The organism is Variovorax boronicumulans, from assembly GCF_029892485.1.
GTDB classification, from domain to species: domain Bacteria; phylum Pseudomonadota; class Gammaproteobacteria; order Burkholderiales; family Burkholderiaceae_C; genus Variovorax; species Variovorax boronicumulans_B.
This window is the reverse complement of record NZ_JARXVG010000012.1, coordinates 49,296-72,297: the sequence shown is the minus strand read 5'-3', so window position 1 is coordinate 72,297 and position 23,002 is coordinate 49,296. Positions and strand designations below refer to the sequence as shown.

Here is a 23,002-nt window from a genome sequence, read left to right as displayed (position 1 = left end):
TGACCCCCCGGCTTTTCACTCGCTTCGCTCCGTGTAATTCGCCACCCCCCGAGGGGGAGGCTCGACCCGCCTTGGGGCGGCCCGGCGGCGGTCGCTGACATGCGCGCTGCAATCTGGCTCCTCGCGCTGTTCGCCGTCGCCGCGGCAGTGGCTCTTTTTGCAGGCAACAACCGGGGCACGATCACGGTGTTCTGGCCGCCCTGGCGCGTCGACCTGTCGCTGAACCTCGTGCTCGTGATCCTGCTGGCGACCTTCGTGCTGCTGCACGTTGCGCTGCGCGCGCTGGCGGCCTTGTTCTCGTTGCCGACACAGGCGCGCCAGTGGCGCCTCCAGCAGAAGGAACGCACCTTGCACGCCGCATTGCTCGATGCGATGGTGCAGCTGATCGCCGGCCGCTTCTCGCGTGCGCGCAAGGCGGCGCAGGCTGCGCTCGTGCAGGAAAAGACACTGGCCGCGCTCGGTGCGAGCCTGCCGCAGGCGCAGCAGGTGCGCGTGCTTTCGCACCTATTGGCGGCCGAGAGCGCGCAGTCCTTGCAGGACAGGCCCGCGCGCGATGCGCATCTGCAGCAGGCGCTCAACGAGAGCGTCGACCGCACAGTGCTCGCGAGCCCCGAGACGCGCGAAGGCGTGCAATTGCGCGCGGCCCGCTGGGCGCTCGAAGACCGCGATGCCGCTGCGGCGCTCGCCCGCCTCGAAGAACTGCCGCAGGGCGCACAGCGGCGCACGCTGGCCCTGCGACTTCGCCTGAAGGCGGCGCGCCAGGATCGGCGCACGCTCGAAGCCCTCGAAACCGCCCGCCTGCTGGCCAAGCACCGGGCCTTCTCCGACGCGGCGGCCCAGAGCATCGTGCGCGGCCTGGCGACCGAACTGCTGACGGGCGCACACGACCCGGCACAGCTGATGCGCGCCTGGTCCGAACTCGATGCCAACGAACGGGAAATGCCAGAAGTGGCAATCCACGGCGCGCAACGCATGGTCGTGCTGCATGGCGACCTGGCGTTGGCGCGCGGCTGGCTGTTGCCGGCCTGGGAGCGCATGGTCGCGAGCCCGCGCGGCCTGGGCGATGCATTGCACGTGAAGCTGGCGCGCGCGCTCGAAGCGGGGCTCGACTCGGTCGATGCCGACTGGCTGGCCCGCATCGAAAGCGCACAGCGCAACAACCCGCGCGATGCGAACCTGCAATACCTCGCCGGCATGGCCTGCATGAAACGCCAGCTCTGGGGCAAGGCGCAGCAACTGCTCACGCAGGCCGGGCTCGGCCTGCAGGACACCGAGCTCTATCGCCGTGCCTGGCTCGCATTGGCCGAGCTGGCCGAAGCGCGCGAGGACGCCGAGCAGGCCGCCGCCGCCTGGAAGCGCGCGGCGCAGGCGCCCAGCAACTGATCCTGTCCGGCATTCAGGGGCACGCACCCGAAGCCTGCACCGACGGCCTGCGGCTGCCGAAGATCACGAAGCTGATCGCCGCCAGCACCCAGATGCCGATGCCGCCATAGAGCATCACCAGCTCGAAGCCGTGCAGCAGCGCCGCATGGACGATCGCACCGGACGGATCGAACTGCGCGAGGTCCGGAAAGCCCTGTGCGAGCGAGGCGAAGTTGCCGGCCGCGATCTTCTCCGCGAGCGGGCGCAGTTGCTGCGCGTCAAACGACGCGGGCAGGGCATTCCTCAGCGACGAAAAGATGCCCCCGAGCAGGATGAACCCCATCAGCGCGATATTGACCGCCAACGTGATCAGCCGCGCGCTCATGTCGATGCCCGATGCCATGCCCGCGCGGTTGCTGGGCACCGAGCCGGTCGTGGTGTTCGTCACGGGCGTGTTGGTCAGGCCGAGGCCGATGCCGGCCAGCAGGCAGCCGGGCAGCATCGTCAGCCAGCTCGCATGGGCCGCGCCGCTGCCGTAGCGCATCGCGAAGAAGCCCACGCCGATCACGAACATGCCCAGCGGAATGACCACGCCCGGCCGCCAGCGCAGCGAGAGGCGCTCGGCCAGCGGCGGCATCAGCAGCGTGGGCAGCGTGTAGGCCAGCAGGGCCGAGCCGGCGGTGACGGCGTCGTAGCCCAGGCCGCTCTGGAAGTAGATCGGCAGGTAGATCATGAACGGCCAGAAGCTGAAGTTCATGCCGATGGAGCCGAGGATCGCGCCCGAGAAATTGCGGATGCGGAAGACCGAGAAATCGAACATCGGATGCGGGTTGATCTTCTCGACCCACAGGAACACCGCGAAGCTCGCGGCCGAGGCGGCGAGGATGCCGAGCGCGAGCGGGTTCGTGAAGCCGAGGTCCGGCCCCTGCGTGATGAACCATGTGAGCCCGAACACCGCCAGCGACAGCGTGACGATGCCCGGCAGGTCGAGGCGCTTTGCATGCGGATCGCGTGACTCCTCGATGCTGCCCGGCACGAGCGCCAGCGCCAGAATGCTCAGCGGCACATGCACCAGGAAAACCCATTCCCAGCTCGCCAGCGCCGCGATGGCGCCGCCGATGATCGGCCCGAAACCCAGCCCCATGCCGAAGACCACGCCCCAGATCGCGAAGGCCTTGCTGCGCTCCGGCCCCTCCTGGAACTGGTGCGACAGCACCGCGAGTTGGCAGATCAGCATCACGCCGCCGCTCAGACCCTGCAGGAAGCGGGTCGCGATCAGCACCGGTGCGTCTTGCGCGATACCGCAGACCAGCGAGGTGATGCCGAACAGGACGATGCCGACGACGAGGATGCGCTTGCGGCCGTAGCGGTCGGCCAGCGTGCCGGCGGCCATCAACACCGTGGTGCAGGCAATGGTGTAGGCGTTCATGATCCATTGCATGTCCTCGAAGTCGCCGTGCAGGACTTTCTCGAGCGTGGGCAGGATCACCGGGACGCTGGAGATTTCCAGGCCGAACATCAAGGCAACGAGGCAGACTGCGCAGAGGGCAATGCGGTTCTTGCCGGGATGGGAGAGAGGCATCGAAAGGCTTTCGAAAATCAGGTCCGGGCGATTCTGGGGAAAGCATCCTCATGATGAAAATGATTTAATTTGCTGAGATTCATTTCAAATCATCATTTATTGCCGACCCATGGACTTTGACCCCACGCTTCTGCGCGCCTTCGTGGCCGTCAAGGAAACCGGTGGCTTCACGCGAGCGGCCGAGCGGCTGCACCTGACACAGTCCGCCGTCAGCCACCAGATCCGCAAGCTCGAGGAGCAGGTGGGCCGGCAGCTTCTGCACCGCACGACGCGCCGCCTCACCGTGACGGAAGACGGCGAGGACTTCCTGCGCTATGCACAGCAGATCCTCGACACGCTCGACGCGATGACCCGGCGCTTCCAGCCCTCGCCGATCACGGGCGTGGTGCGCTTCGGCGTGCCGGACAACTTCATGGGCGATCGCCTGCCGCCGTTGCTGTCGCAGTTCGCGCGGGCATTTCCCGCGGTGCGGATGGAGGTCTGCGTGAGCATGCACGCCGACCTGCGCGCGGCGATTCGGTCCGGCGAGCTCGATCTTGCGGTGGTGATGTCGCCGCCCAACGTGGCGGAGGGCACGTGCCTGCGGCGCACGCAGCTGGTCTGGGCCGCGGCCGAAACCTTCGAGGCGCCCAAGGGCGCATCGCTGCCGCTGGCCTTCTTTCCCAAGCCCTGCGTCAACCGGCAGGTGGCCGGATCGGCGCTCGATCTCACGGCGATCGACTGGCACGTGGTCTTCACTTCGGCCAGCCCGCAAGGCATTCGCGCGGCCGTGCTCGCGGGGCTCGCGGTGACGGTGCTCACGCGCGAAGAGGTCGAGCCGGGCATGAAGATCGTCGACGGCCGCTACGGCCTGCCGCCGCTGCCGAGCGTCGAGTTCGCGCTGATCTGGAGCGAGAGCGGCAAGACGCCGTGCGCCTGCCGCTTCGGCCGGATGATCCTGGAGATGCCCGACCTGCCGGGCGGCGCGCAGGCATAAAAAAACGGCGCCAGAGGCGCCGTTTCTTGTTGACCGAGCTTGTTTCGGTCAGTGCGTGTTTTGCTGCTGCGCGTCGGCAGCCGTCTTTTCGAACGGCAGCGACATCGAACCCAGGTCGCGGCGGGTTTCGACCAGCACCAGCGGGCCTTCGTCGAGCACGATCGCCGGCGGGCGTTCGCGCGGCACGTGCACCGGCTTCGGCTCGGCGGCGATGGCAGCGCGCGCCTGCGCGATGCGGTCGGCATCCGAGTTGACCCACTGCAGGCCCGAGCTCTCGGCGATCTGCGCGAGTTCGTTCAGCGGCAGTTCGAAGGACTGCACCTTCGGCAGGGCGCGGCCGTTGCCGGCGGGCGCTGCTGCCTTGGGGCTCTCGACCATGATGGGCGCTGCGACCGGTGCGGGCGCCGCTGCAGGACGCTCGAAGCGCGGCTGCTGCTGCGGTGCGGGTTCGCGCACTTCGGGGGCTGCGACGACTTCACGCTCGGCGACGGCTTCCGATGCCAGCGGCAGCGGTTGCTGGTGGGCGACCGGCGCTTCGTACGATTCGCCGGTGGCTTCCACCGCAGCTGCGACGGCGCCTTCGACGACCGGTGCACCAGCTTCGCTCTCGTCACGCGGACCGCGTTCGCGGCGGTCGCGGCCGTAGCGGTCACGCGAACGGCCACGGCGCTCTTCACCTTCTCGGCCCTCGCGGCGCGGTGCTTGGTCGTTGCTGGCGTTGTCGCTGCCTTGTTCGCCATCGGCGGATGCCACTTCGGCCACGCGCGCTTCGCCTTCGTTGGCGGCGGGCGGTGCATCGTTGCGGCGCTCGCGGCGGCCGTCGTTGCGATCATTGCGATCGCCACGCGGCGCGCGCTGTTCGTCGCGGCCGTTGCGGGGCGGGCGTTCGCCTTGCGGTGCGCCTTCACCGGCGACGGCTTCGCCGCGCGGTTGAGCATCGCCATTGCGTTCGCCACCGCGGTCGTTACGTTCACCGCGTTCGCTACGCTCGCCGCGTTCACGACGCTCGCCACGGGCGCGGGGTGCGCGTTCCGCTGCGTTGCTTTCGTCGGCGCCGGGTGCTGCCTGCTGGGCTTCGAGGTTGACGTTGCCATCGACCAGCGCCTCGGCCGGTGCATTGCGGCCTTCGCCTTCGCGGCGCTCGCCACGGCCGCCACGGCGTTGCTCGCCGTCGCGCGGGGCGCGTGCTTCACGGGGTTCACGCTGTTCGCGCGGCTCGCGTTGTTCTCGCGGCTGGCCGCCTGCGGCTGCGTCGTTGCGCAGTTCGCTGCTGCGGCCCTCACGGCCTTCGCGGCGTTCACCACCACCTTCGCGGCGCTCGCCACCGCGGCCGCCACGGCGTTCACCGTCGCGACCACCACCACGGCGTTCGCCGCCTTCGCCTCGCGCTTCGCTGCGGCCTTCGCCGCCGCGGCCGCCACGGCGCTGTTCGCCATCACGTGCGCCGCCGCGTGCTTCGCCATCGCGGCCGGGACGGCCATCGCGGCGGGGCTTCGGTGCCTCGACGGGAATTGCGGCCGGCGCAGGCGCCTTCGCCTCGGCCGGCGAACCGCCGAACAGGCTCTTGATCCAGCCGAAGAAGCCGCTCTGTGCCGGAACCGGTGCGCTCACGACGGGTGGGGCAACCGGTGCGGGTGCGGCGGCGACAGGCGCGCGCACCGCTTCGGGCTTGGGCGGAACGACCGGCGCGGGTGCATCGGGCAGCACGCCCTTGATGACCGGCGTCTGCTTGTTGGTCGGCTCCTGCGAGCGGCGGGTGACGGCGGTCGGATCTTCGATCTCGTCGGCCATCTTGTAGCTGGCTTCGATGTGGTCGAGACGCGGATCGTCGTGCTTCAGGCGCTCGAGCTTGTAGTTCGGCGTCTCCAGCGTCTTGTTGGGCACCATCAGCACGGTGACGCGCTGCTTGAGTTCGATCTTGGCGATCTCGGGGCGCTTTTCGTTCAAGAGGAACGACGCCACTTCGACCGGCACCTGGACGTGCACGGCGGCCGTGTTGTCCTTCAGGCACTCTTCCTGAATGATGCGCAGGATCTGCAGAGCGCTGGATTCGGTGTCGCGGATGTGGCCCGAGCCGCCGCAACGGGGGCAGGGGATCGACGAACCTTCGCTGAGCGCCGGCTTCAGTCGCTGGCGGCTCATTTCCATCAGGCCGAACTTGCTGATCGAGCCGAACTGCACGCGGGCGCGGTCTTGGCGCAGCGCATCGCGCAGGCGGCTTTCGACTTCGCGGCGGTTCTTCGACTCGTCCATGTCGATGAAGTCGATGACGATCAGGCCGCCCAGGTCGCGCAGGCGCATCTGGCGGGCCACTTCGTCGGCGGCTTCCAGGTTGGTGCGGGTGGCGGTTTCTTCGATGTCGCCGCCCTTGATGGCGCGGGCCGAGTTCACGTCGACCGAGACCAGTGCCTCGGTGTGGTCGATCACGATGGCGCCGCCCGAAGGCAGTTGCACGGTGCGGGCGTAGGCCGATTCGATCTGGTGCTCGATCTGGAAGCGGCTGAACAGGGCCGCATCGTCGCGGTAGCGCTTCACACGGGCGGCATGCTCGGGCATGACGTGCGCCATGAACTGCTGCGCCTGGTCGTAGATGTCGTCGGTGTCGATCAGGATGTCGCCGATGTCGTGATTGAAGTAATCACGAATCGCGCGGATCACGAGCGACGATTCCTGGTAGATCAGGAAGGCGCCCTTGCCGCCCTTGCCTGCGCCGTCGATGGCGGCCCAGAGCTTGAGCAGGTAGTTCAGGTCCCACTGGAGTTCAGGCGCGGAGCGGCCGATGCCGGCGGTGCGCGCGATGATGCTCATGCCCTTGGGGTACTCGAGCTGGTCCATCGCCTCCTTGAGGTCGGCGCGGTCTTCGCCCTCGATGCGGCGCGAAACGCCACCGCCGCGGGGGTTGTTGGGCATCAGCACGACATAGCGGCCGGCCAGCGAGATGAAGGTGGTGAGGGCCGCGCCCTTGTTGCCGCGTTCTTCCTTTTCGACCTGGACGGTGAGTTCCTGGCCTTCGCGGATCGCGTCCTGGATGCGGGCCTGGCTGGCCGACACGCCTTCGGCGAAGTACTGCTTGGAGATTTCCTTGAACGGCAGGAAGCCGTGGCGATCTTCGCCGTAGTCGACGAAACAGGCTTCGAGGCTGGGCTCGACGCGCGTGACGACCGCCTTGTAGATGTTGCCCTTGCGCTGTTCGCGCCCTTCGATCTCGATTTCGTAGTCGAGGAGCTTTTGCCCGTCGACGATGGCCAGGCGCCGTTCTTCGGCTTGCGTGGCATTGATCAGCATCCGCTTCATGATGCGTTGTCCTTATATGTATCGTTTACCGGCTCATGACGAGCCAACGATGCACGGACGACGCCCGCGAAACCAGGGAATTGCCGCTTGGCCCCGGATGCTGTGACTGCCGCGCCAGGCGCGAGCAGGCCTCTTGAGCGTCAGCTCAAGAAGACAGCCGGGGTGGGGGCGCGTGGATGGGCGCGAGCCAGATTCGGTGTTGAGTGGCTATCTTTTTGACAGCCGGTTGCGCAAGGGTGGCGCGCGCTGCGGATGACTTCATGCCGGAGGCCGCTGGCAGAAGCCAGGACGGCCAGCGAAGGCATATTTGAATCAGCAGCATCAACACAACAAAGGACTCGCTTCGATCCGCCGGCAGCTTGGAAGCTGCAGGCTGGGTATTCCGTATCGGTGTTTCGTGGGTGTCGGCTTGACTTGGGTGCCGGGCCTGCCACTTTGCGCAATTGCGCGGGGTTTGCAGCTCGGCGCCAAAGCGGCATCGACCTCACAGCATGGTCGTCAGTGCTCTAAACTTCTGTCTAATCAAGCACTTACACGACCGCGCTGGTGAAAAACATTATAGGTGCGAAGCAAAGCCCCGAGACCGCTCCAAATCCCGCAGATCGAAATGCCGGGGCCGAGGCAGGCGCGCATGCGGCCATCAAATTCATCACCGTCGACGCGGAGTCCGCGGGGCAGCGGCTCGACAATTTTCTTTTCCGCCATCTGAAAGGCGTGCCCAAGACGCATGTCTACCGGATCATCCGGTCGGGCGAGGTGCGCATCAACAAGGGGCGCGTGCAGGCCGAAACCCGCATCGAGGTGGGCGACGTGCTCAGGCTGCCCCCGGTGCGAATTTCGCCCCGCGCGGAAGAGGGCGCCACGTCACCCGCACCGGCCCGCGAATTCCCGGTGCTGCTCGAAGACGATGCGGTACTGGCCATCGACAAACCCGCGGGCGTGGCGGTGCATGGCGGCAGCGGCGTGAGCTTCGGCGTGATCGAGCAATTGCGCACCGCGCGTCCGGGCGCCAAGTTCCTGGAACTGGTCCACCGGCTGGACCGCGAAACCTCCGGCATCCTGCTGGTCGCCAAGAAGCGCAGTGCACTGGTCGCGTTGCAGGACCAGTTCCGCGAGCGCGAAACCGGCAAGACGTATCTCGCGCTGGTCGAAGGCGACTGGCCCGTCAACAAGAAGGTGCTCGATGCACCGCTGGCCAAGTACCTCGTGCCTGATGGCTCCAGCGCCGGCGAACGCCGGGTGCGCGTGGTCGCCAAGGACCATCCGGACGCGATGCGCGCCATCACGCTCGTTCGCGTGCTCGCGCGCCTCAAGCTGCCGGGCGATGCCGCACCGCTGACATTGCTGGCGGTGACGATCAAGACCGGGCGCACCCACCAGATCCGCGTGCACCTGGCCTCGGCCGGGCACCCGATTGCGGGCGACGACAAATACGGCGACTTCGAGCGCCAGCGCGCGTTGCAGAAACTCGGCTTGAAGCGCATGTTTCTTCACGCATGGCGGCTGCAGTTCAACCACCCGGCGGGCGGCGAGCGCATCGCACTGCAGGCCGACCTGCCGCCCGAACTGCGCACGCTGATGCCGCCACCCGCGCTGCAGGCGCTGGCCCAACACCCTACTCCCACGGCCCATGACTGATTCCCTTGCCAGACCTCCCCGCTTCGACCTGATCGCCTTCGACTGGGACGGCACGCTCTACGACTCCACCCGCCTGATCGTGCGCTGCATCCAGGCCGCGGTGATCGACGTCGGCGGCGCCAAGCCCACCGAGAACGACGCCGCCTGGGTGATCGGCCTCGGGCTCGCGGAAGCGCTCGCACGTGCGGCGCCCGATGTGCCGAAGGAAAAGTACGCCGAACTCGGCGCACGCTACCGCTACCACTATCTGCAGCACCAGGACGACCTCGTGCTCTTCGACGGCGTGCTGCAGATGCTCGATGCCCTGCGCGCGCGTGGGCACAAGCTGGCCGTGGCCACCGGCAAGTCGCGCCGGGGGTTGAACGAGGCGCTGAAGTCGGTGGCGCTGCGCGACCGCTTTGATGGCTCGCGCACCGCCGACGAAACCTTCGGCAAGCCGCATCCGCGCATGCTGCTGGAGCTGATGGAAGAACTCGACGTGCCCGCCGGGCGCACGCTGATGATCGGCGACACCACGCACGACCTGCAACTGGCAACGAACGCCGGCTGTGCCAGCGTCGGCGTGAGCTACGGTGCCCACGAGCCGGCGAGCTTCGACGAATTCAAGCCGCTGTTCGTCGCCGATTCGGTGGCCGCGCTGGAAGCGTGGCTGCTCGACAACGCCTGAAGAAGGCCCCATGAGCGAAGAGCGCATCCCGCTGTGCAATGTCTCGGATCTCGTGGAAGGCGGCCGGGCCGTACCTTTCGACGTGGTCCACGGCGGCGAAACCTGCCGCGCCTTCGCGGTGCGCTTCGAGGGCCAGCCGCATGCGTACCTCAACCGGTGCAGCCACGTGGCGATGGAAATGGACTTCCAGCCCGACCGCTTCTTCGACGACACCGGCCAGTGGCTGTTGTGCGCCACCCACGGCGCGGTCTACGCGCCCGACACCGGCGAATGCGCCGGCGGCCCTTGCCGCGGCGGCCTCGTGAAGATCGCCCTGAGCGAACGCGACGGCGTGGTGCACTGGCATACTGACTGGAACCTCCAACCTCTCTCCTTCTGACCACATGACCGACCCGACTCGCAGGGACCCCGAGGGTTTCGATCCGTTTGAGCCGGCAGCCCCTCTGACGCCTCGGCAAGACACCCCAAAGAACATGGCCCAAGACCCTACACAGCGCCCCGGATGGGAGCGCGCAACGCTCGAAAAACTCGCCTTTGCCGCGCTCGGCGAACAGAAGGCCACACGCCGCTGGAAGACCTTCGTGCGGCTGGCATGGCTCGCGTTCTTCATCTTCCTGGCCTGGTTCGCGCTCTCGCGCGGCACGCCGAGCACCGCCAAGACCACGGCCCACACGGCCGTCGTCGAGATCAAGGGCGAGATCGCTGCAGGCGGGGACGCCAGCGCCGAGTTCGTCGTGGCCGCCATGAAAACGGCCTTCGAGGACGATGGCGCCAAGGGCGTGGTGCTGCTGATCAACTCGCCGGGCGGCAGCCCGGTGCAGGCCGGCATCATCAACGACGAGATCAAGCGCCTGAAGGCCAAGCACAAGAAGCCGGTCTACGCGGTGGTCGAGGAGACCTGCGCTTCGGCGGCTTATTACATTGCGGCCGGCGCCGACAAGATCTTCGTGGACAAGGCCAGCATCGTCGGCAGCATCGGCGTGCTGATGGACGGCTTCGGTTTCACTGGCGTGATGGACAAGGTTGGCGTCGAGCGCCGCCTGCTCACGGCCGGCGAGAACAAGGGCTTCCTCGATCCGTTCAGCCCGATGAGCGATACGCAGCGCGCGCACGCCCAGACAATGCTCAACCAGATCCACGCGCAGTTCATCAACGTGGTGAAGACCGGCCGCGGCGATCGCCTGAAGCTCGACACCCCGGGCCTGTTCAGCGGCCTCTTCTGGAGCGGCGAGCAGGCAGTCGAATACGGCTTGGCCGACCAGCTCGGCAACGTCGATTTCGTGGCGCGCGAGGTGATCAAGGCCGAAGAAGTCATCGACTACACCCGCCGCGACAACGTGGCAGAAAAGCTGGCCAAGAAGTTCGGCGCTGCCATGGGCGAAGCCTCGGTGCGCTCGCTGCAGGTGGCGACACCCGCACTGCGCTGAAGCAGATCAAACCTTCGATCTTCAGCCCGCTTCGCTGCGCGTGAAGCGGGCCGAGGCGGCCAGCGCCGCGGCAAAGATCACCACCACATAGAGCGCGGCGGTCAGCGAACTGGCCCGCGCCAGCAGGCCGATCACCGCGGGTCCGGCCATGAATCCGAGATAGGCCACGGCCGATACCGACGCGATGCCGCTGGCGGGCTCGACGCCCGGCACGCGGGCCGAGGCGCCGAACAGGATCGGCACCACGTTCGCAAAACCGACGCCGACGCCTGCGAAGCCGACCAGGGCGAGCCAGGGCAGGTCGGTCAGCAGCACCAGCGTCATTGCGGCGGCCGCCAGCACGCCGCTGCCGCGCAGCAAGGCCACCGGGGTGAAACGGGCGCGCATCGCGTCGCCGCCGAAACGCGCGGCCGCCATGGCTGCGGAGAAGGCTGCATAGGCGAGCGCGGCCTGCTTCTGCGGACTGCCCAGCTCCTGCTGCATATAGAGAACGCTCCAGTCGTAGATCGCACCCTCGGCGATCAGGCCCAGCGCCGCCAGAATGCCAAGCACTGCGAGGGGGCCACGGGGCAGCCGGAAGCTGTGGTCGGCGCCAGCCGTGCCGCTCGCGGCGGCCACCTTGGGCAGCATGCGCGTCGAGGACAGTGCGACGAGCAGCACCATCGCCGCGGCAACGAGCAGCAGGTGCGTCTGTGCACCCATTCCCGCCGCAAGCACCGCACTGCCGCTCGCGGCGCCGGCCATGCCGCCCAGGCTGAACATGCCGTGCATGCCGCTCATCAGCGGCGTGCCGCTTTGCATTTCGAGCTGCGCCGCTTCGGTGTTGATGGCCACGTCGAACACGCTGGTGACGAGGCCGAACGCGGCCAGCAGGCCCATCAGCGCGAAGTAGCCCGGCATGGCGATCAGCCCGGCCAGCAGCAGCGCATAGACGCAGCCGGAGAGGGCGGCGATCCGTCGCGGACCGTGGCGGCCGATCCAGCGGCCCGCGCTGGTCAGGCCGAACATCGCGCCGGCGCCTGCGGCGAGCAGGGCCAGCCCGAGCTGGGCTTCATCGAGGCCGTAGTGCGCCTTGACCGTGGGCACGTGCACGCCCCAGGTCGCGAAGATGAAGCCGGAAGAGAAGAACTGCGCGCGCGAGGCCCAGCGCGTGCCGGCGGTCACCACCACCATCGTCAGCGCCCGATTGCGAACACCGCGGGCAGGCGTTCGTCGGTTGCGATCTGCGGCTTGGCGCGCCAGGATTTCACGGTCTCGCTGCGAACGTGGGACGTTGCCAGGGTCAGGCCGCGTGCGACGGCGAGGCGGGTGTTCTGGTGCATCGTCTGAACCAGCGCCTGCAGCAGCGCAGCATTGCGGTAGGGCGTTTCGATGAAGAGCTGCGTCTGACCGGTCTTGAGGGCGATCGCTTCGAGTTCGCGGATGCGCGTCTGGCGCTCGCCCGCGTCCTGCGGCAGATAGCCGACGAAGGCGAAGTTCTGGCCGTTCAGGCCGCTCGCGGCCAGGGCCAGCAGCAGCGAGACCGGACCGGTCAGCGGCACCACGGTAATCCCCAGGTCGTGCGCGGCGCGCGCCACCGAGGAGCCGGGGTCGGCCACCGCCGGCATGCCGGCTTCGCTCAGCAGGCCGATGTCGTGGCCCTCGAGCGCGGCGGCCAGCATCGGCCGGGCATCGAACTGGCCGGCGTGATCGCCTTTCTTGTGCACTTCGCGCGGAAGTTCCTGGATGTCCTGCGCTTGCAGCGGAGCGGCCAGTGGCGCGACGGCATCGATGCGCTTGAGGTACGCGCGGGCGGATTTCGCGTTCTCGCAGATCCAGTGCGTGATGCCGGCGGCCACCTGCAGGGTGCCGAGCGGCAGGGCGTCCTGCAGCGGAGCCTGGACGTCGCAGCCGAAATCGAGCGGCGCGGGAACGAGGTAGAGCTTGCCGTGGGTCACAGGAGTTCGACCCCCGCAGCGCGCAACATCTGGCAGGTGCGGATCAGCGGAAGGCCGACCAGCGCGGTCGGGTCGTCGCTGTCGATGGCGTTCAGGAGGGCGATGCCGAGGCCTTCGCTCTTGGCGCTGCCGGCGCAGTCGTAGGGCTGCTCGGCTTGAAGATAACTCTCGATGGCGGCGTCGCTGAACTCGCGGAACACAACGCGGACCGGCGCCAGGTCGCGTTGCACGAAGCCGGTGGCGTGGCAGACGACGGCGACGGCGGTCTGGAAGATCAGCGTCTGGCCACGCATCCGGCGCAATTGAGCGGTGGCGCGGGCATGGTCGCCGGGCTTGCCGAGCGCTTCGCCGGCGAGGTCGGCCACCTGGTCGGAGCCGATGACCACCGCTTCGGGAAAGCGGGCGGCGACGGCGTTGGCCTTTTCCAGCGCGAGGCGTTCGGCGAGGGCGCGGGGCGTTTCGCCGTCCAGTGCGGTTTCATCCACTTCCGGGGCGTGCACATCGAAGGGCAGGCGCAGGCGGTTCATCAGTTCGCGGCGGTAGCGCGAGGTCGAGGCGAGGATCACGGGGCGTTGCATGAGGACGATTGTGCGTGAGCTGCGCAAAAACCTTCTGGCTCGCACCATGCCGGTGAAGCGGCCGGCGCGCTAGACTGGCGCGGATGAAGAGAGAATTTGCACCCGAACGGCTCGACGTGGCCGGCTTTGCCGCCGCAGCCGCAACCCTGAATGCGGACGATCCGGTCCCTGATTACGTGCGCCTTGTCGCCGAACTGGCGGATCCCGCCGCCAATGCTGTCGTCCACTGGGAAGCCACCGGCGAGGAGCGCCCGGGCGCCGACGGCAAGGCCGCGCCCTGGCTGCACCTGGAAGCCGAAGCAGTCGTTCCGCTGACGTGCCAGCGCTGCCTGGCGCCTGTCGAGACGGAACTGGTGGTGGACCGCTGGTTCCGTTTCGTCGCCGACGAGGCCACGGCGGAGTCAGAGGACGACGAATCCGAGGAAGACCTGCTGGTCGTCAGCCGGGATTTCGACCTGCATACCCTGATCGAGGACGAACTCCTGATGGAAATTCCCGTCATGCCGGTCCACGACGTCTGTCCGGTGCCTGTCCAGTTGTCGTCCAGCGACGATGACTTCCAAGCCGCCGAGGAAGCCAAGCCGAACCCCTTCGCGGTGCTCGGAGCGTTGCGTTCGCGCAAGCCGGAAGAGGGCAAGTAGCCCTTTCCCGGCGGCTGGGCTATAATCATGGGCTTCGCGCGCGCCGCCGTGAGCAGCGATACAGACAAGGGCATTCCATACATGCCGCGCACTTTTTTGTATCGCCACCGCTTGAGCCCGTATCCAGTCACTCACCTAACAGTCCAGGAGCCATCATGGCCGTCCAGCAAAACAAGAAGTCGCCTTCCAAGCGCGGCATGCACCGTTCACACAACGCACTGGTCGTGCCCGGCATCGCCGTGGAGCCGACCACTGGCGAAACGCACCTGCGCCACCACATCAGCCCGAACGGTTTCTACCGTGGCCGTCAGGTGCTCAAGAACAAGTCCGAAGCCTGATTTCGCATCCCAAGGCCAAGGCCCGAAGCTACTTTTCCTGTAGCGTCGGGCCTTTGTTTTGATGGCTACGTCTTCTTCTCCCGCATTCACCGCTGCGCCTTCTGCAATCACGCTCGCCGTGGATTGCATGGGAGGCGACCATGGGCCGCGCGTCACGCTTGCGGCCTGCCGCGCGTTTCTCGAGCGGCACAGCGAGGCCTCGTTGTTGCTGGTCGGTGCGCCGGCCGCGCTGGCGGGCTTCGCCGCGCATCCACGCGCCCGCATCGTTGCTGCCAGCGAAGTGGTGGGCATGGACGATCCCATTGAAATCGCGCTGCGCAAGAAGAAGGACTCTTCGATGCGCGTCGCGATCCAGCAGGTCAAGGATGGTGCCGCCCAGGCGGCCATTTCAGCCGGCAACACCGGCGCCTTGATGGCGATTGCGCGCTACCTGCTCAAGACGCTCGACGGCATCGACCGCCCCGCGATCGCCCCGCAACTCCCGAATGCCAAGGGCGGCGCGACAACCGTTCTCGACTTGGGTGCCAACGTCGATTGCGACGCCGAGGACCTGCTTCAGTTCGCCGTGCTCGGCTCGGCACTGGTCTCGGCGCTGACCGGCAACGAGGCGCCTACAGTCGGCCTGCTCAATATTGGCGAAGAAGCCATCAAGGGCAGCGAAACGATCAAAAAAGCAAGCCAATTGCTGCGTACGGCGGCGAACTCCAAGGATCTAAACTTCTACGGCAACGTGGAAGGCAACGATATTTTCAAGGGCACCACCGACATCGTCGTCTGCGACGGTTTCGTCGGAAATGTGGCGCTGAAGGCCAGCGAGGGCGTTGCTTCGATGATCGGCGACTTCATTCGCGTTGAATTTTCTCGAAGCATCTTCACAAAGATTGCAGCAATTGTTGCTTATCCGGTTCTAAAAGCGTTCAAAAGCCGCCTAGACCACCGTCGATACAACGGAGCTGCCTTGCTGGGACTGCGCGGCCTGGTTTTCAAGAGCCATGGCTCGGCCGACGAAGTGGCTTTCGGCCATGCGCTGGATCGCGCTTATGATGCCGCTCGCAACAACCTGCTCGATCGCGTGCGGGCCCGTATCGCCCACGCCGCGCCTTTGCTCGCGCGGCAGGAACCGGCGGTGCCGGTCGACGCGACAGCCCTCCACGTTTGATGACCCCTTTTTCACGTATCACCGGCACCGGCAGCTATCTGCCCCCGCGCCGCGTGACCAATGACGATCTCGCCAAGGAATTGGCGTTGCGCGGCATCGAAACCTCCGATCAGTGGATCGTCGAACGCACCGGCATCCATGCGCGCCACTTTGCCGCGCCGGATGTCGGCAGCAGCGACCTCGGCCTCGAGGCCGCGAAGCACGCACTCGAAGCGGCGGGCCGCAAGGCCAGCGACGTCGACCTGATCATCGTCGCGACCTCGACGCCCGACATGGTGTTTCCGTCGTCGGCTGCCATCTTGCAGAACAAGCTCGGCATTGCCGGTTGCCCGGCATTCGACGTCCAGGCTGTCTGCAGCGGCTTCGTTTATGCGCTGACCGTGGCCGACGCCATGATCCGCACCGGCACCGCGCGCTGTGCGCTGGTGATCGGCGCCGAAGTGTTCTCCCGCATCCTCGATTTCAATGACCGCACCACCTGCGTGCTGTTCGGCGACGGCGCGGGCGCCGTGGTGCTCGAGGCCAGCGACGAGCCCGGCATCCTGTCGAGCGACCTTCACGCGGACGGCAAGCACGTCGGCATCCTGTGCGTGCCGGGTCATGTGTCCGGCGGCAACGTGCTGGGCACGCCGCTGCTGCACATGGATGGCCAGGCCGTGTTCAAGCTGGCAGTCCGGGTGCTCGAAGAGGCCGCGCGCGCCGCGCTGACCAAGGCCGGCAAGACCGAGGCCGATATCGACTGGCTGATTCCGCACCAAGCCAACATCCGCATCATGGAAGGCACGGCCAAGAAGCTGAAGCTGCCGCGCGAGAAACTGATCGTCACCGTCAACGAGCACGGCAACACATCGGCCGCCTCGATCCCGCTGGCGCTCGACGAAGCGGTGCGGTCCGGCAAGGTGAAGAAGGGCGAAACCCTCATGCTCGAAGGTGTGGGCGGCGGTTTCACCTGGGGCGCCGTGCTATTGAATCTGTAGCGTGTTGCAGTCCTGCCGGGGCTGCGATGCGATATGACGCATAGAACAATGAAATCCTTTGCTTTTGTTTTTCCGGGTCAGGGCTCGCAGGCTGTCGGCATGCTCGACGCCTGGGGCGACCATCCGGCCGTGGCCGAAACGCTGCGCGAGGCTTCCGAAGCGCTGGGCGAAGACATCGGAGCGCTGATCAAGAACGGCCCCAAGGAAGATCTGGCGCTCACCACCAACACGCAGCCCGTGATGCTGGTCGCCGGTGTCGCGGCCTGGCGCGCCTGGCTGTCCGAAGGCGGTGCAACGCCTTCCGTCGTGGCCGGCCATTCGCTGGGCGAGTACTCGGCGCTGGTGGCTTCCGGCGTGCTGACGCTGGCGCAGGCCGCGCCGCTGGTGCGTTTTCGTGCGCAGGCCATGCAGCAGGCTGTGCCTGTCGGTGTCGGCGCCATGGCTGCCGTGCTGGGCATGGAGTCCGGCAAGGTCGTGGCAGGCTGCGCGGAAGCGACGGCCTCCTTCGGCGCAGGCAGCGCCGAAATCGTCGAAGCCGTGAACTTCAACGATCCGGCGCAGACCGTGATCGCCGGCAGCAAGGCCGCGGTCGACAAGGCCTGCGAGCTGCTCAAGGCCAATGGCGCCAAGCGCGCGCTGCTGCTGCCCGTTTCGGCGCCTTTCCATTCGAGCCTGATGAAGCCCGCCGCCGAGGCGCTGCGCGAAAAGCTCGCCACCCTCACGCTCGCTGCGCCGCAGATTCCGGTGCTGAACAACATCGACGTGGCCGTCGAGACCGACGCAGACCGCATCCGCGACGCCCTGGTGCGCCAAGCCGCCGGCCCGGTTCGCTGGGTCGAGAGCGTGCAGGCCTTGAAACTGCGCGGTGTAGCCGCCATCATCGAGTGCGGGCCCGGCAAGGTGCTGGCCGGCATGGTCAAGCGCATCGCCCCCGATCTGGAAGCCGCGTCGGTGTACGACCCGGCGACGCTCGCAGACACCCGACAATCGCTCGCCGGCTGAACGGCGCAAGGCCCCGATACTTTTTATATGAGCATTCCCAAATTCGAAGGGCAAGTCGCCCTGGTCACCGGCGCGTCGCGCGGCATCGGCGCAGCGATTGCGCTCGAGTTGGCGCAGCGTGGCCTGAAGGTCGTCGGCACCGGCACCACCGAAGACAGCGCGGCGAAGATCACTTCGGCACTGAGCGCGTTCGATGGCCGTGGCCGTGCACTCAACGTGAATGACGCCGCCGCCGTCGAGGCGCTGATCGACGAGATCGTCCAGGCCTACGGCGCGATCCACGTGCTGGTCAACAACGCCGGCATCACGCGCGACACACTCGCCATGCGCATGAAGGACGACGACTGGGATGCGGTGCTCGACACCAATCTCAAGGCCGTGTTCCGCCTCTCGCGCGCTGTGATCCGCCCGATGATGAAGCAGCGCTACGGCCGCATCATCAGCATCACGAGCGTGGTGGGCGCCTCCGGCAATGCCGGCCAAGCCAACTACGCCGCCGCCAAGGCCGGCGTCGCGGGCATGACCCGCGCCCTGGCCCGCGAACTGGGCAGCCGCAACATCACCGTCAACTGCGTCGCGCCGGGCTTCATCGAAACCGACATGACGGCGAGCCTCCCCGAGGCGCAGCAACAAGCACTTCTGCAGCAGATTCCGCTGGGACATCTGGGCAAGCCGGCCGACATCGCGCATGCGGTGGCGTACCTCGCATCGCCCCAGGCGTCCTACGTGACCGGGCAGGAGTTGCATGTGAATGGCGGCATGCACATGTAGCCGCAAGGCGCAATCTTTCCCGTACCGGGGGTGCGGCAAATGCCACAATCCGCCCGGCTAAAATCCACCGATTACCTACAACCCTCAGAGGGAACCAAATGAGCGATATCGAAGCACGTGTCAAGAAAATCATCGCCGAGCAACTCGGCGTGGAAGAGTCCCAAGTGACGAATGAAAAGGCTTTCGTGGCCGACCTCGGCGCTGACTCGCTCGACACGGTCGAACTCGTGATGGCACTCGAAGACGAGTTCGGCATCGAGATCCCCGATGAAGATGCCGAGAAGATCACCACGGTGCAAAACGCCGTCGACTACGCCACCAAGAATCAAAAGGCCTGATTGGCCAGCTGACACTGCGACTGCGGCCGGCGGCTTTTTCCTGAACCGCACGCGCCGACCAGCAACTGTTCAGCGCTTCCAGAAAGGTTTGCCGGCATGACCAAACGCCGCGTCGTCGTGACCGGACTCGGTTGCATCGCTCCTGTCGGAAACACCGCAACTGAATCCTGGGCCAACTTGTTGGCCGGGAAGTCGGGTATTGCGAACATCACCGCGTTCGATGCAAGCGCCTTCGCCTGCAAGTTCGCCGGTGAGGTGAAGGGTTTCGACATCACCAAATACATCTCGGAGAAAGAAGCGCGTCACATGGACCGCTTCATTCATCTGGGGCTTGCCGCCGCCATCCAGGCGGTGCAAGACAGCGGACTGCCGACCGGCGAAGCGCTGTCCTATGAAGAGGCCGTTCGCATCGGCTGCAACATCGGCTCGGGCATCGGCGGTCTGCCGATGATCGAACAGACGCATGGCGAGTACGCGAGTCGCGGCCCGCGCCGCATCTCGCCGTTCTTCGTGCCGGCGTCGATCATCAACATGATCTCGGGCCACGTGTCGATCAAGTACGGCTTCAAGGGCCCGAACATCGCCGTCGTGACCGCCTGCACCACGGGCCTGCATGCCATCGGCACGTCGGCACGCATGATCGAGTACGGCGATGCCGACGTCATGATCGCCGGCGGCGCCGAGTCGACCATTTCGCCGCTCGGCATCGGTGGCTTCACCGCGCCGCGCGCGCTGAGCACGCGCAACGACGATCCCGCCACGGCCTCGCGCCCGTGGGACAAGGATCGCGACGGCTTCGTGCTGGGCGAGGGCGCAGGCGTGCTGGTGCTCGAGGAGTACGAGCATGCCAAGGCGCGCGGCGCCAAGATCTACGCGGAAGTCGCGGGCTTCGGCCTGACCGGCGACGCGTACCACATGACCGCGCCCGACGTCGACGGCCCCCGCCGTTCGATGGCGATGGCGCTGGCCAATGCAGGGGTCAATGCCGACCAGGTCCAGTACCTGAACGCGCACGGCACCTCGACGCAGATCGGCGACCTCAACGAGACCAACGCGGTCAAGCTCGCCTTCGGCGATCACGCGAAGAAGCTCGTCGTGAATTCGACCAAGTCCATGACCGGCCACTTGCTGGGCGGCGCGGGCGGCATCGAATCGGTGTTCACGGTGCTTGCGCTGCACGAGCAGAAGAGCCCGCCGACCATCAACATCTTCAACCAGGATCCGGAGTGCGATCTCGACTACTGCGCCAACGAGGCGCGCGATCTGAAGATCGATGTCGCGGTCAAGAACAACTTCGGCTTCGGCGGCACCAACGGCACGCTGGTGTTCAAGCGCGCTTGAGCATTGCTCTCCCATGCACAGCGCGCCGTCGGTGACCTATCCGGTGGGGCGCTCACGCGGTGCTACCCGGATTCTTGTTGTTCTCTGGACCTTGGGCGCTTGCTGCGCGGGCGCATCCTGCTATCTCTTCGATAGCGCTGGATGGCGCCAGCTGCTGCTGGTCCTCAGCGTCGTGTTCTCTGGCATTGCCGCGGGCTTCGGCTTGCGGCGCGAAGGCGCTGCCACGCTGCACTTCGACGGGCTTCATTGGTCCCTGACGGGGGCTGATCCGACCCGTGGCGTTCGCGCGGCGCGGGCCACGGTTGCGCTCGATTTCCAATCGCTGATGCTGGTCAGGCGCTCGGAGCCGGGCCGCGCTGCGCGCTGGGTCTGGCTCGAGCAGAGCTCCATGCCCGAGCGCTGGCGCGATGTGCGCCGCGCGGTGTATGCACGCGCGCCCGCCGCTGAGTCTGCCGGCGATCCGTGGCGCGCGACGGCCCCCGCCGACGCGCCCTGAAATCCCGTCGATGACAACTTCTCCCCCGCCAGTGCCACCGGATTCCGGCCTGACCGACGCGCCGCCCGAGGCGCCGCGCCCGGGCGAGGTCGATTTCCAGCTGGTCCAGCGCACGGTCGCGGGGGACCAGAAGGCTTTCGAGCTCTTGGTCATCAAGTACCAGCGCCGCATCGAGCGGCTGATCGGCCGCATGGTGCGCGATGTCGACCTGGTCGAGGACATCGCCCAGGAAACCTTCATCCGCGCCTACCGCGCGCTGCACCAGTTCCGCGGCGAGGCGCAGTTCTACACCTGGCTCTACCGGATCGCGGTCAACACCGCCAAGAAGGCGCTGGTGGACATGAAGCGCGATCCGACCATCTCCGAAAGCGCGCTGCGGCCGTCTTCTGACGACGACGATGAAACTTACCGTCCCGGAAACGAACCAATCAGCGACGAAACCCCCGAATCGGTCATGGCAGCGAACGAAATCGCCAGTGCCGTCGAGGCAGCCATGGAAGCGCTCCCAGCCGAGTTGCGCCAGGCAGTCACGCTGCGCGAGATCGAGGGAATGAGTTACGAAGAAATTGCCGAGGTCATGGATTGCCCTATCGGCACGGTGCGCTCACGTATTTTCCGGGCGCGCGAAGCCATTTCGGCCAGGGTCAAACCGCTTCTGGACAACCAGTCCGGCAAGCGTTGGTAAGTAAGCAGGTGAATGAAATGAATCAGACGATGACGGTTCGTGAACAGGTGTCCGCACTTGCGGATGGTCATTTGCAGGGCGAGGCGTTCGCGCAGGCGATCGATGCGGTCTGCACCGAGGGCGATTCGCGCGCAGCCTGGCACACCTACCACGTGGTGGGCGACGTGTTGCGTTCGGGCTCTCATTCGACGTGCAGCGACAGCTCGGCGTTCCTCGCGCGTTTCCAGCAACGACTCGCCGCCGAACCCGTGATTGCGATGCCGGCGCTGGTGCCAGCGGCCGCGCCTGCAGCGATCCAGATTCAGCGCAGGGTCGATGCGGCCAACGAGCCGGTCTTCCGCTGGAAACTGGTGGCGGGCGCCGCTTCGATGGTGGCCGTGGCCGCCATCAGCTGGACGCTCATCGGCAGTGGCACCGCTGGTTCGCAAGCTGGCGCGCAGATTGCGGCCCAGCAACAACCTGCGACGAATTCGGTCCTGGCGGCAGCGGCTATCGGCAGCCAGCAGCCGGCCGGTGCCACGTTGACGCCGACCCGCGTGATGGTCGGCAACGGCAATCCGCAGGTCATGCTGCGCGATCCGCGTCTCGATCAATTGCTCGAAGCGCACCAGCAGGCTGGCGGTGCTTCGCAAATGCCTTCCGGTTTCCTGCGCAACGCCACCTTCGAGGGACCTACGCGCTGAGGCGCGTCCGTAACCGCCCGCAATGACCGTTCAGATGCCGATCTCCGCACGCGCGTTCGTGCTTGTGTTTGCAGCCTTCTGCTTCGCGCAGGTTGCCACCGCACAAAACCGCTCCGGCCCGGCGACCGCCAAGGGTGCGGCTGCGGCGCAGACGGACGAGCCACCGGCGATGAGCGTGGCCGACTGGCTGCAGCGCATGCACACTGGCGCGCGGCAACGCAACTATGTGGGCACCTTCGTGGTGTCGGCGCCCGGCGGCGACCTGTCGAGCGCGCGCATCTGGCATGTGCGCGACGGCGATCATCAGATCGAGCGCATCGAGGCTCTCTCAGGCCCGCCGCGCTCGACCTTCCGGCGCAATCGCAATGTCATGACTTTCCTGCCCGAGGCGAAGGTCGTGAAGGTCGAAAAGCGCGAGAACCTCGACCTCTTCCCCAACCTGCCGGACAAGACCGATTCGTCGATCGGCGACTTCTACGACGTGCGCGCGATCGGCAAGGACCGCGTGGCCGGCTTCGATGCCGACGTGGTTCAGTTGGTGCCGCACGACGGCCTGCGCTTCGGCTACCGCATCTGGAGCGAGCGCCGCTCGGGCCTGGTGGTGAAGCTGCAGACCATCGACAGCGAATCGCGGGTGGTGGAGCAATCGGCATTCTCCGAACTGCAGCTCGATGCGCCCGTGAAAGCGCAGGCGCTGGCGCAGATGATGACCAACACCTCGGGCTACCGCATCGAGAAGCTGGAGCTCGAGCGCACCACGGCACAGGACGAAGGCTGGACACTCAGCGCGCCCGTGGCGGGCTTCAAGCCCCGCAGCTTCTTCCGCCGGCCGACCGCTGGTGGCGACAAGTCGAAGCAGGATGCGGCAACGGTCCAGTGGACTTTTTCGGATGGCTTGGCCTCGGTGTCGCTTTTCATCGAGCGCTACGATGCCGCCCGTGCGCCGCGCGACGGCATGCTGACCATCGGCGCCACCAATGCGATCCGCCGGCGGTTGCCCGAACCCGCGAGCGACTGGTGGCTGACCGCGGTGGGCGAGGTGCCGCCGCAGACGCTCAATGCATTTGCCCAAAGCCTTGCACGCACACGCTGACAAGCCATTCAAGCGCA

The 23,002-nt window shown here is 66.7% G+C and carries 23 protein-coding genes; 18 read left to right on the top strand and 5 right to left on the bottom strand.

The window, feature by feature from the left end:
• The first annotated feature begins 99 nt into the window (after window positions 1-99).
• Entirely contained in the window at window positions 100-1,383 is a 1,284-nt protein-coding gene (locus tag M2282_RS24425) for a heme biosynthesis protein HemY (RefSeq protein WP_280811354.1), read from the top strand.
• Window positions 1,384-1,396: 13 nt separating this feature from the next.
• Here M2282_RS24425 and M2282_RS24420 read toward each other — a convergent pair whose 3' ends face one another.
• The gene (locus M2282_RS24420) at window positions 1,397-2,944 is read right to left on the bottom strand and encodes an MFS transporter (RefSeq protein ID WP_280811353.1); all 1,548 of its coding nucleotides are present in this window, start codon (window positions 2,942-2,944) and stop codon (window positions 1,397-1,399) included.
• A gap of 109 nt (window positions 2,945-3,053) precedes the next feature.
• Between M2282_RS24420 and M2282_RS24415 the strand changes: the two genes are divergently transcribed.
• Complete coding sequence (locus M2282_RS24415; RefSeq protein WP_280811352.1) at window positions 3,054-3,920, top strand: LysR family transcriptional regulator; 867 nt, start codon at window positions 3,054-3,056, stop codon at window positions 3,918-3,920.
• A 48-nt stretch (window positions 3,921-3,968) separates the two neighbouring features.
• Here M2282_RS24415 and M2282_RS24410 read toward each other — a convergent pair whose 3' ends face one another.
• On the bottom strand, window positions 3,969-7,214 hold the full coding sequence (locus tag M2282_RS24410) for an Rne/Rng family ribonuclease (RefSeq protein ID WP_280811351.1): 3,246 nt from the start codon (window positions 7,212-7,214) through the stop codon (window positions 3,969-3,971).
• Between the two features lie 546 nt (window positions 7,215-7,760).
• On the opposite strand from M2282_RS24410, the gene M2282_RS24405 reads away from it, so the two are divergent.
• From M2282_RS24405 to M2282_RS24390, 4 genes are read left to right on the top strand one after another with little or no spacing between them, the layout of a single operon-like run.
• Window positions 7,761-8,852, top strand: a complete 1,092-nt coding sequence (locus M2282_RS24405; protein ID WP_280811350.1) for an RluA family pseudouridine synthase — start codon at window positions 7,761-7,763, stop codon at window positions 8,850-8,852.
• On the top strand, window positions 8,845-9,519 hold the full coding sequence (locus tag M2282_RS24400; RefSeq protein WP_280811349.1) for an HAD family hydrolase: 675 nt from the start codon (window positions 8,845-8,847) through the stop codon (window positions 9,517-9,519). The genes M2282_RS24405 and M2282_RS24400 overlap by 8 nt, the downstream gene beginning before the upstream one ends.
• Window positions 9,520-9,529: 10 nt before the next feature.
• Window positions 9,530-9,898, top strand: a complete 369-nt coding sequence (locus M2282_RS24395; protein ID WP_280811348.1) for a Rieske (2Fe-2S) protein — start codon at window positions 9,530-9,532, stop codon at window positions 9,896-9,898.
• Between the two features lie 4 nt (window positions 9,899-9,902).
• On the top strand, window positions 9,903-10,946 hold the full coding sequence (locus M2282_RS24390; RefSeq protein WP_280811347.1) for a S49 family peptidase: 1,044 nt from the start codon (window positions 9,903-9,905) through the stop codon (window positions 10,944-10,946).
• Window positions 10,947-10,967: 21 nt separating this feature from the next.
• Here the strand turns inward: M2282_RS24390 and M2282_RS24385 are convergent, their stop codons facing one another.
• Genes M2282_RS24385 through M2282_RS24375 form a run of 3 tightly spaced genes read right to left on the bottom strand, consistent with a single transcriptional unit; the run spans window position 10,968 to window position 13,461 of the window.
• Window positions 10,968-12,119, bottom strand: coding sequence for an MFS transporter (locus M2282_RS24385; RefSeq protein ID WP_280811346.1), 1,152 nt, complete (start codon window positions 12,117-12,119; stop codon window positions 10,968-10,970).
• A 2-nt stretch (window positions 12,120-12,121) separates the two neighbouring features.
• Window positions 12,122-12,883 carry an SAM-dependent methyltransferase gene (locus tag M2282_RS24380; RefSeq protein ID WP_280811345.1) on the bottom strand — a complete coding sequence of 254 codons (762 nt, stop codon included), beginning with the start codon at window positions 12,881-12,883 and terminating at the stop codon, window positions 12,122-12,124.
• Entirely contained in the window at window positions 12,880-13,461 is a 582-nt protein-coding gene (locus tag M2282_RS24375) for a Maf family protein (RefSeq protein ID WP_280811344.1), read from the bottom strand. The genes M2282_RS24380 and M2282_RS24375 overlap by 4 nt, the downstream gene beginning before the upstream one ends.
• A gap of 83 nt (window positions 13,462-13,544) precedes the next feature.
• Between M2282_RS24375 and M2282_RS24370 the strand changes: the two genes are divergently transcribed.
• The 12 genes from M2282_RS24370 to M2282_RS24315 all read left to right on the top strand — a co-directional run bounded on the left by M2282_RS24370 (window position 13,545) and on the right by M2282_RS24315 (window position 22,985).
• Window positions 13,545-14,102, top strand: a complete 558-nt coding sequence (locus tag M2282_RS24370; protein WP_280811343.1) for a YceD family protein — start codon at window positions 13,545-13,547, stop codon at window positions 14,100-14,102.
• Window positions 14,103-14,257: 155 nt separating this feature from the next.
• Window positions 14,258-14,440, top strand: coding sequence for a 50S ribosomal protein L32 (gene rpmF / locus M2282_RS24365; RefSeq protein ID WP_007830466.1), 183 nt, complete (start codon window positions 14,258-14,260; stop codon window positions 14,438-14,440).
• Between the two features lie 61 nt (window positions 14,441-14,501).
• A complete protein-coding gene (gene plsX, locus M2282_RS24360) occupies window positions 14,502-15,599 on the top strand; it encodes a phosphate acyltransferase PlsX (protein WP_280811342.1) in 1,098 nt (365 codons plus the stop codon).
• Window positions 15,599-16,576 carry a beta-ketoacyl-ACP synthase III gene (locus M2282_RS24355; RefSeq protein WP_280811341.1) on the top strand — a complete coding sequence of 326 codons (978 nt, stop codon included), beginning with the start codon at window positions 15,599-15,601 and terminating at the stop codon, window positions 16,574-16,576. The genes plsX and M2282_RS24355 overlap by 1 nt, the downstream gene beginning before the upstream one ends.
• A gap of 48 nt (window positions 16,577-16,624) precedes the next feature.
• Window positions 16,625-17,578: an ACP S-malonyltransferase gene (gene fabD / locus M2282_RS24350; protein WP_280811340.1), complete on the top strand. Its 954-nt coding sequence runs from the start codon at window positions 16,625-16,627 to the stop codon at window positions 17,576-17,578.
• Between the two features lie 27 nt (window positions 17,579-17,605).
• Window positions 17,606-18,349, top strand: coding sequence for a 3-oxoacyl-ACP reductase FabG (gene fabG / locus M2282_RS24345; RefSeq protein WP_093434874.1), 744 nt, complete (start codon window positions 17,606-17,608; stop codon window positions 18,347-18,349).
• A gap of 98 nt (window positions 18,350-18,447) precedes the next feature.
• The gene (gene acpP, locus M2282_RS24340) at window positions 18,448-18,687 is read left to right on the top strand and encodes an acyl carrier protein (RefSeq protein WP_007830471.1); all 240 of its coding nucleotides are present in this window, start codon (window positions 18,448-18,450) and stop codon (window positions 18,685-18,687) included.
• A gap of 96 nt (window positions 18,688-18,783) precedes the next feature.
• Window positions 18,784-20,028, top strand: coding sequence for a beta-ketoacyl-ACP synthase II (fabF, locus tag M2282_RS24335; protein ID WP_280811339.1), 1,245 nt, complete (start codon window positions 18,784-18,786; stop codon window positions 20,026-20,028).
• Window positions 20,029-20,041: 13 nt separating this feature from the next.
• Window positions 20,042-20,524 carry a hypothetical protein gene (locus M2282_RS24330; RefSeq protein WP_280811338.1) on the top strand — a complete coding sequence of 161 codons (483 nt, stop codon included), beginning with the start codon at window positions 20,042-20,044 and terminating at the stop codon, window positions 20,522-20,524.
• A 10-nt stretch (window positions 20,525-20,534) separates the two neighbouring features.
• Entirely contained in the window at window positions 20,535-21,209 is a 675-nt protein-coding gene (gene rpoE / locus M2282_RS24325) for an RNA polymerase sigma factor RpoE (protein ID WP_280811337.1), read from the top strand.
• A gap of 17 nt (window positions 21,210-21,226) precedes the next feature.
• The gene (locus tag M2282_RS24320) at window positions 21,227-21,892 is read left to right on the top strand and encodes a sigma-E factor negative regulatory protein (protein WP_280811336.1); all 666 of its coding nucleotides are present in this window, start codon (window positions 21,227-21,229) and stop codon (window positions 21,890-21,892) included.
• Between the two features lie 22 nt (window positions 21,893-21,914).
• Window positions 21,915-22,985, top strand: a complete 1,071-nt coding sequence (locus tag M2282_RS24315) for a MucB/RseB C-terminal domain-containing protein (RefSeq protein ID WP_432422937.1) — start codon at window positions 21,915-21,917, stop codon at window positions 22,983-22,985.
• Window positions 22,986-23,002 lie beyond the last annotated feature (17 nt).

Excerpts from the sequence above, each read along its gene's own strand:
- M2282_RS24425 (WP_280811354.1), top strand. The coding sequence starts at position 100 with ATGCGCGCTGCAATCTGGCTCCTCGCGCTGTTCGCCGTCGCCGCGGCA.
- M2282_RS24420 (WP_280811353.1), bottom strand. The coding sequence starts at position 2,944 with ATGCCTCTCTCCCATCCCGGCAAGAACCGCATTGCCCTCTGCGCAGTC.
- M2282_RS24415 (WP_280811352.1), top strand. The coding sequence starts at position 3,054 with ATGGACTTTGACCCCACGCTTCTGCGCGCCTTCGTGGCCGTCAAGGAA.
- M2282_RS24410 (WP_280811351.1), bottom strand. The coding sequence starts at position 7,214 with ATGAAGCGGATGCTGATCAATGCCACGCAAGCCGAAGAACGGCGCCTG.
- M2282_RS24400 (WP_280811349.1), top strand. The coding sequence starts at position 8,845 with ATGACTGATTCCCTTGCCAGACCTCCCCGCTTCGACCTGATCGCCTTC.
- M2282_RS24395 (WP_280811348.1), top strand. The coding sequence starts at position 9,530 with ATGAGCGAAGAGCGCATCCCGCTGTGCAATGTCTCGGATCTCGTGGAA.
- M2282_RS24390 (WP_280811347.1), top strand. The coding sequence starts at position 9,903 with ATGACCGACCCGACTCGCAGGGACCCCGAGGGTTTCGATCCGTTTGAG.
- M2282_RS24385 (WP_280811346.1), bottom strand. The coding sequence starts at position 12,119 with ATGGTGGTGGTGACCGCCGGCACGCGCTGGGCCTCGCGCGCGCAGTTC.
- M2282_RS24375 (WP_280811344.1), bottom strand. The coding sequence starts at position 13,461 with ATGCAACGCCCCGTGATCCTCGCCTCGACCTCGCGCTACCGCCGCGAA.
- M2282_RS24370 (WP_280811343.1), top strand. The coding sequence starts at position 13,545 with ATGAAGAGAGAATTTGCACCCGAACGGCTCGACGTGGCCGGCTTTGCC.
- rpmF (WP_007830466.1), top strand. The coding sequence starts at position 14,258 with ATGGCCGTCCAGCAAAACAAGAAGTCGCCTTCCAAGCGCGGCATGCAC.
- plsX (WP_280811342.1), top strand. The coding sequence starts at position 14,502 with ATGGCTACGTCTTCTTCTCCCGCATTCACCGCTGCGCCTTCTGCAATC.
- M2282_RS24355 (WP_280811341.1), top strand. The coding sequence starts at position 15,599 with ATGACCCCTTTTTCACGTATCACCGGCACCGGCAGCTATCTGCCCCCG.
- fabD (WP_280811340.1), top strand. The coding sequence starts at position 16,625 with ATGAAATCCTTTGCTTTTGTTTTTCCGGGTCAGGGCTCGCAGGCTGTC.
- fabG (WP_093434874.1), top strand. The coding sequence starts at position 17,606 with ATGAGCATTCCCAAATTCGAAGGGCAAGTCGCCCTGGTCACCGGCGCG.
- acpP (WP_007830471.1), top strand. The coding sequence starts at position 18,448 with ATGAGCGATATCGAAGCACGTGTCAAGAAAATCATCGCCGAGCAACTC.
- fabF (WP_280811339.1), top strand. The coding sequence starts at position 18,784 with ATGACCAAACGCCGCGTCGTCGTGACCGGACTCGGTTGCATCGCTCCT.
- M2282_RS24330 (WP_280811338.1), top strand. The coding sequence starts at position 20,042 with ATGCACAGCGCGCCGTCGGTGACCTATCCGGTGGGGCGCTCACGCGGT.
- rpoE (WP_280811337.1), top strand. The coding sequence starts at position 20,535 with ATGACAACTTCTCCCCCGCCAGTGCCACCGGATTCCGGCCTGACCGAC.
- M2282_RS24320 (WP_280811336.1), top strand. The coding sequence starts at position 21,227 with ATGAATCAGACGATGACGGTTCGTGAACAGGTGTCCGCACTTGCGGAT.
- M2282_RS24315 (WP_432422937.1), top strand. The coding sequence starts at position 21,915 with ATGACCGTTCAGATGCCGATCTCCGCACGCGCGTTCGTGCTTGTGTTT.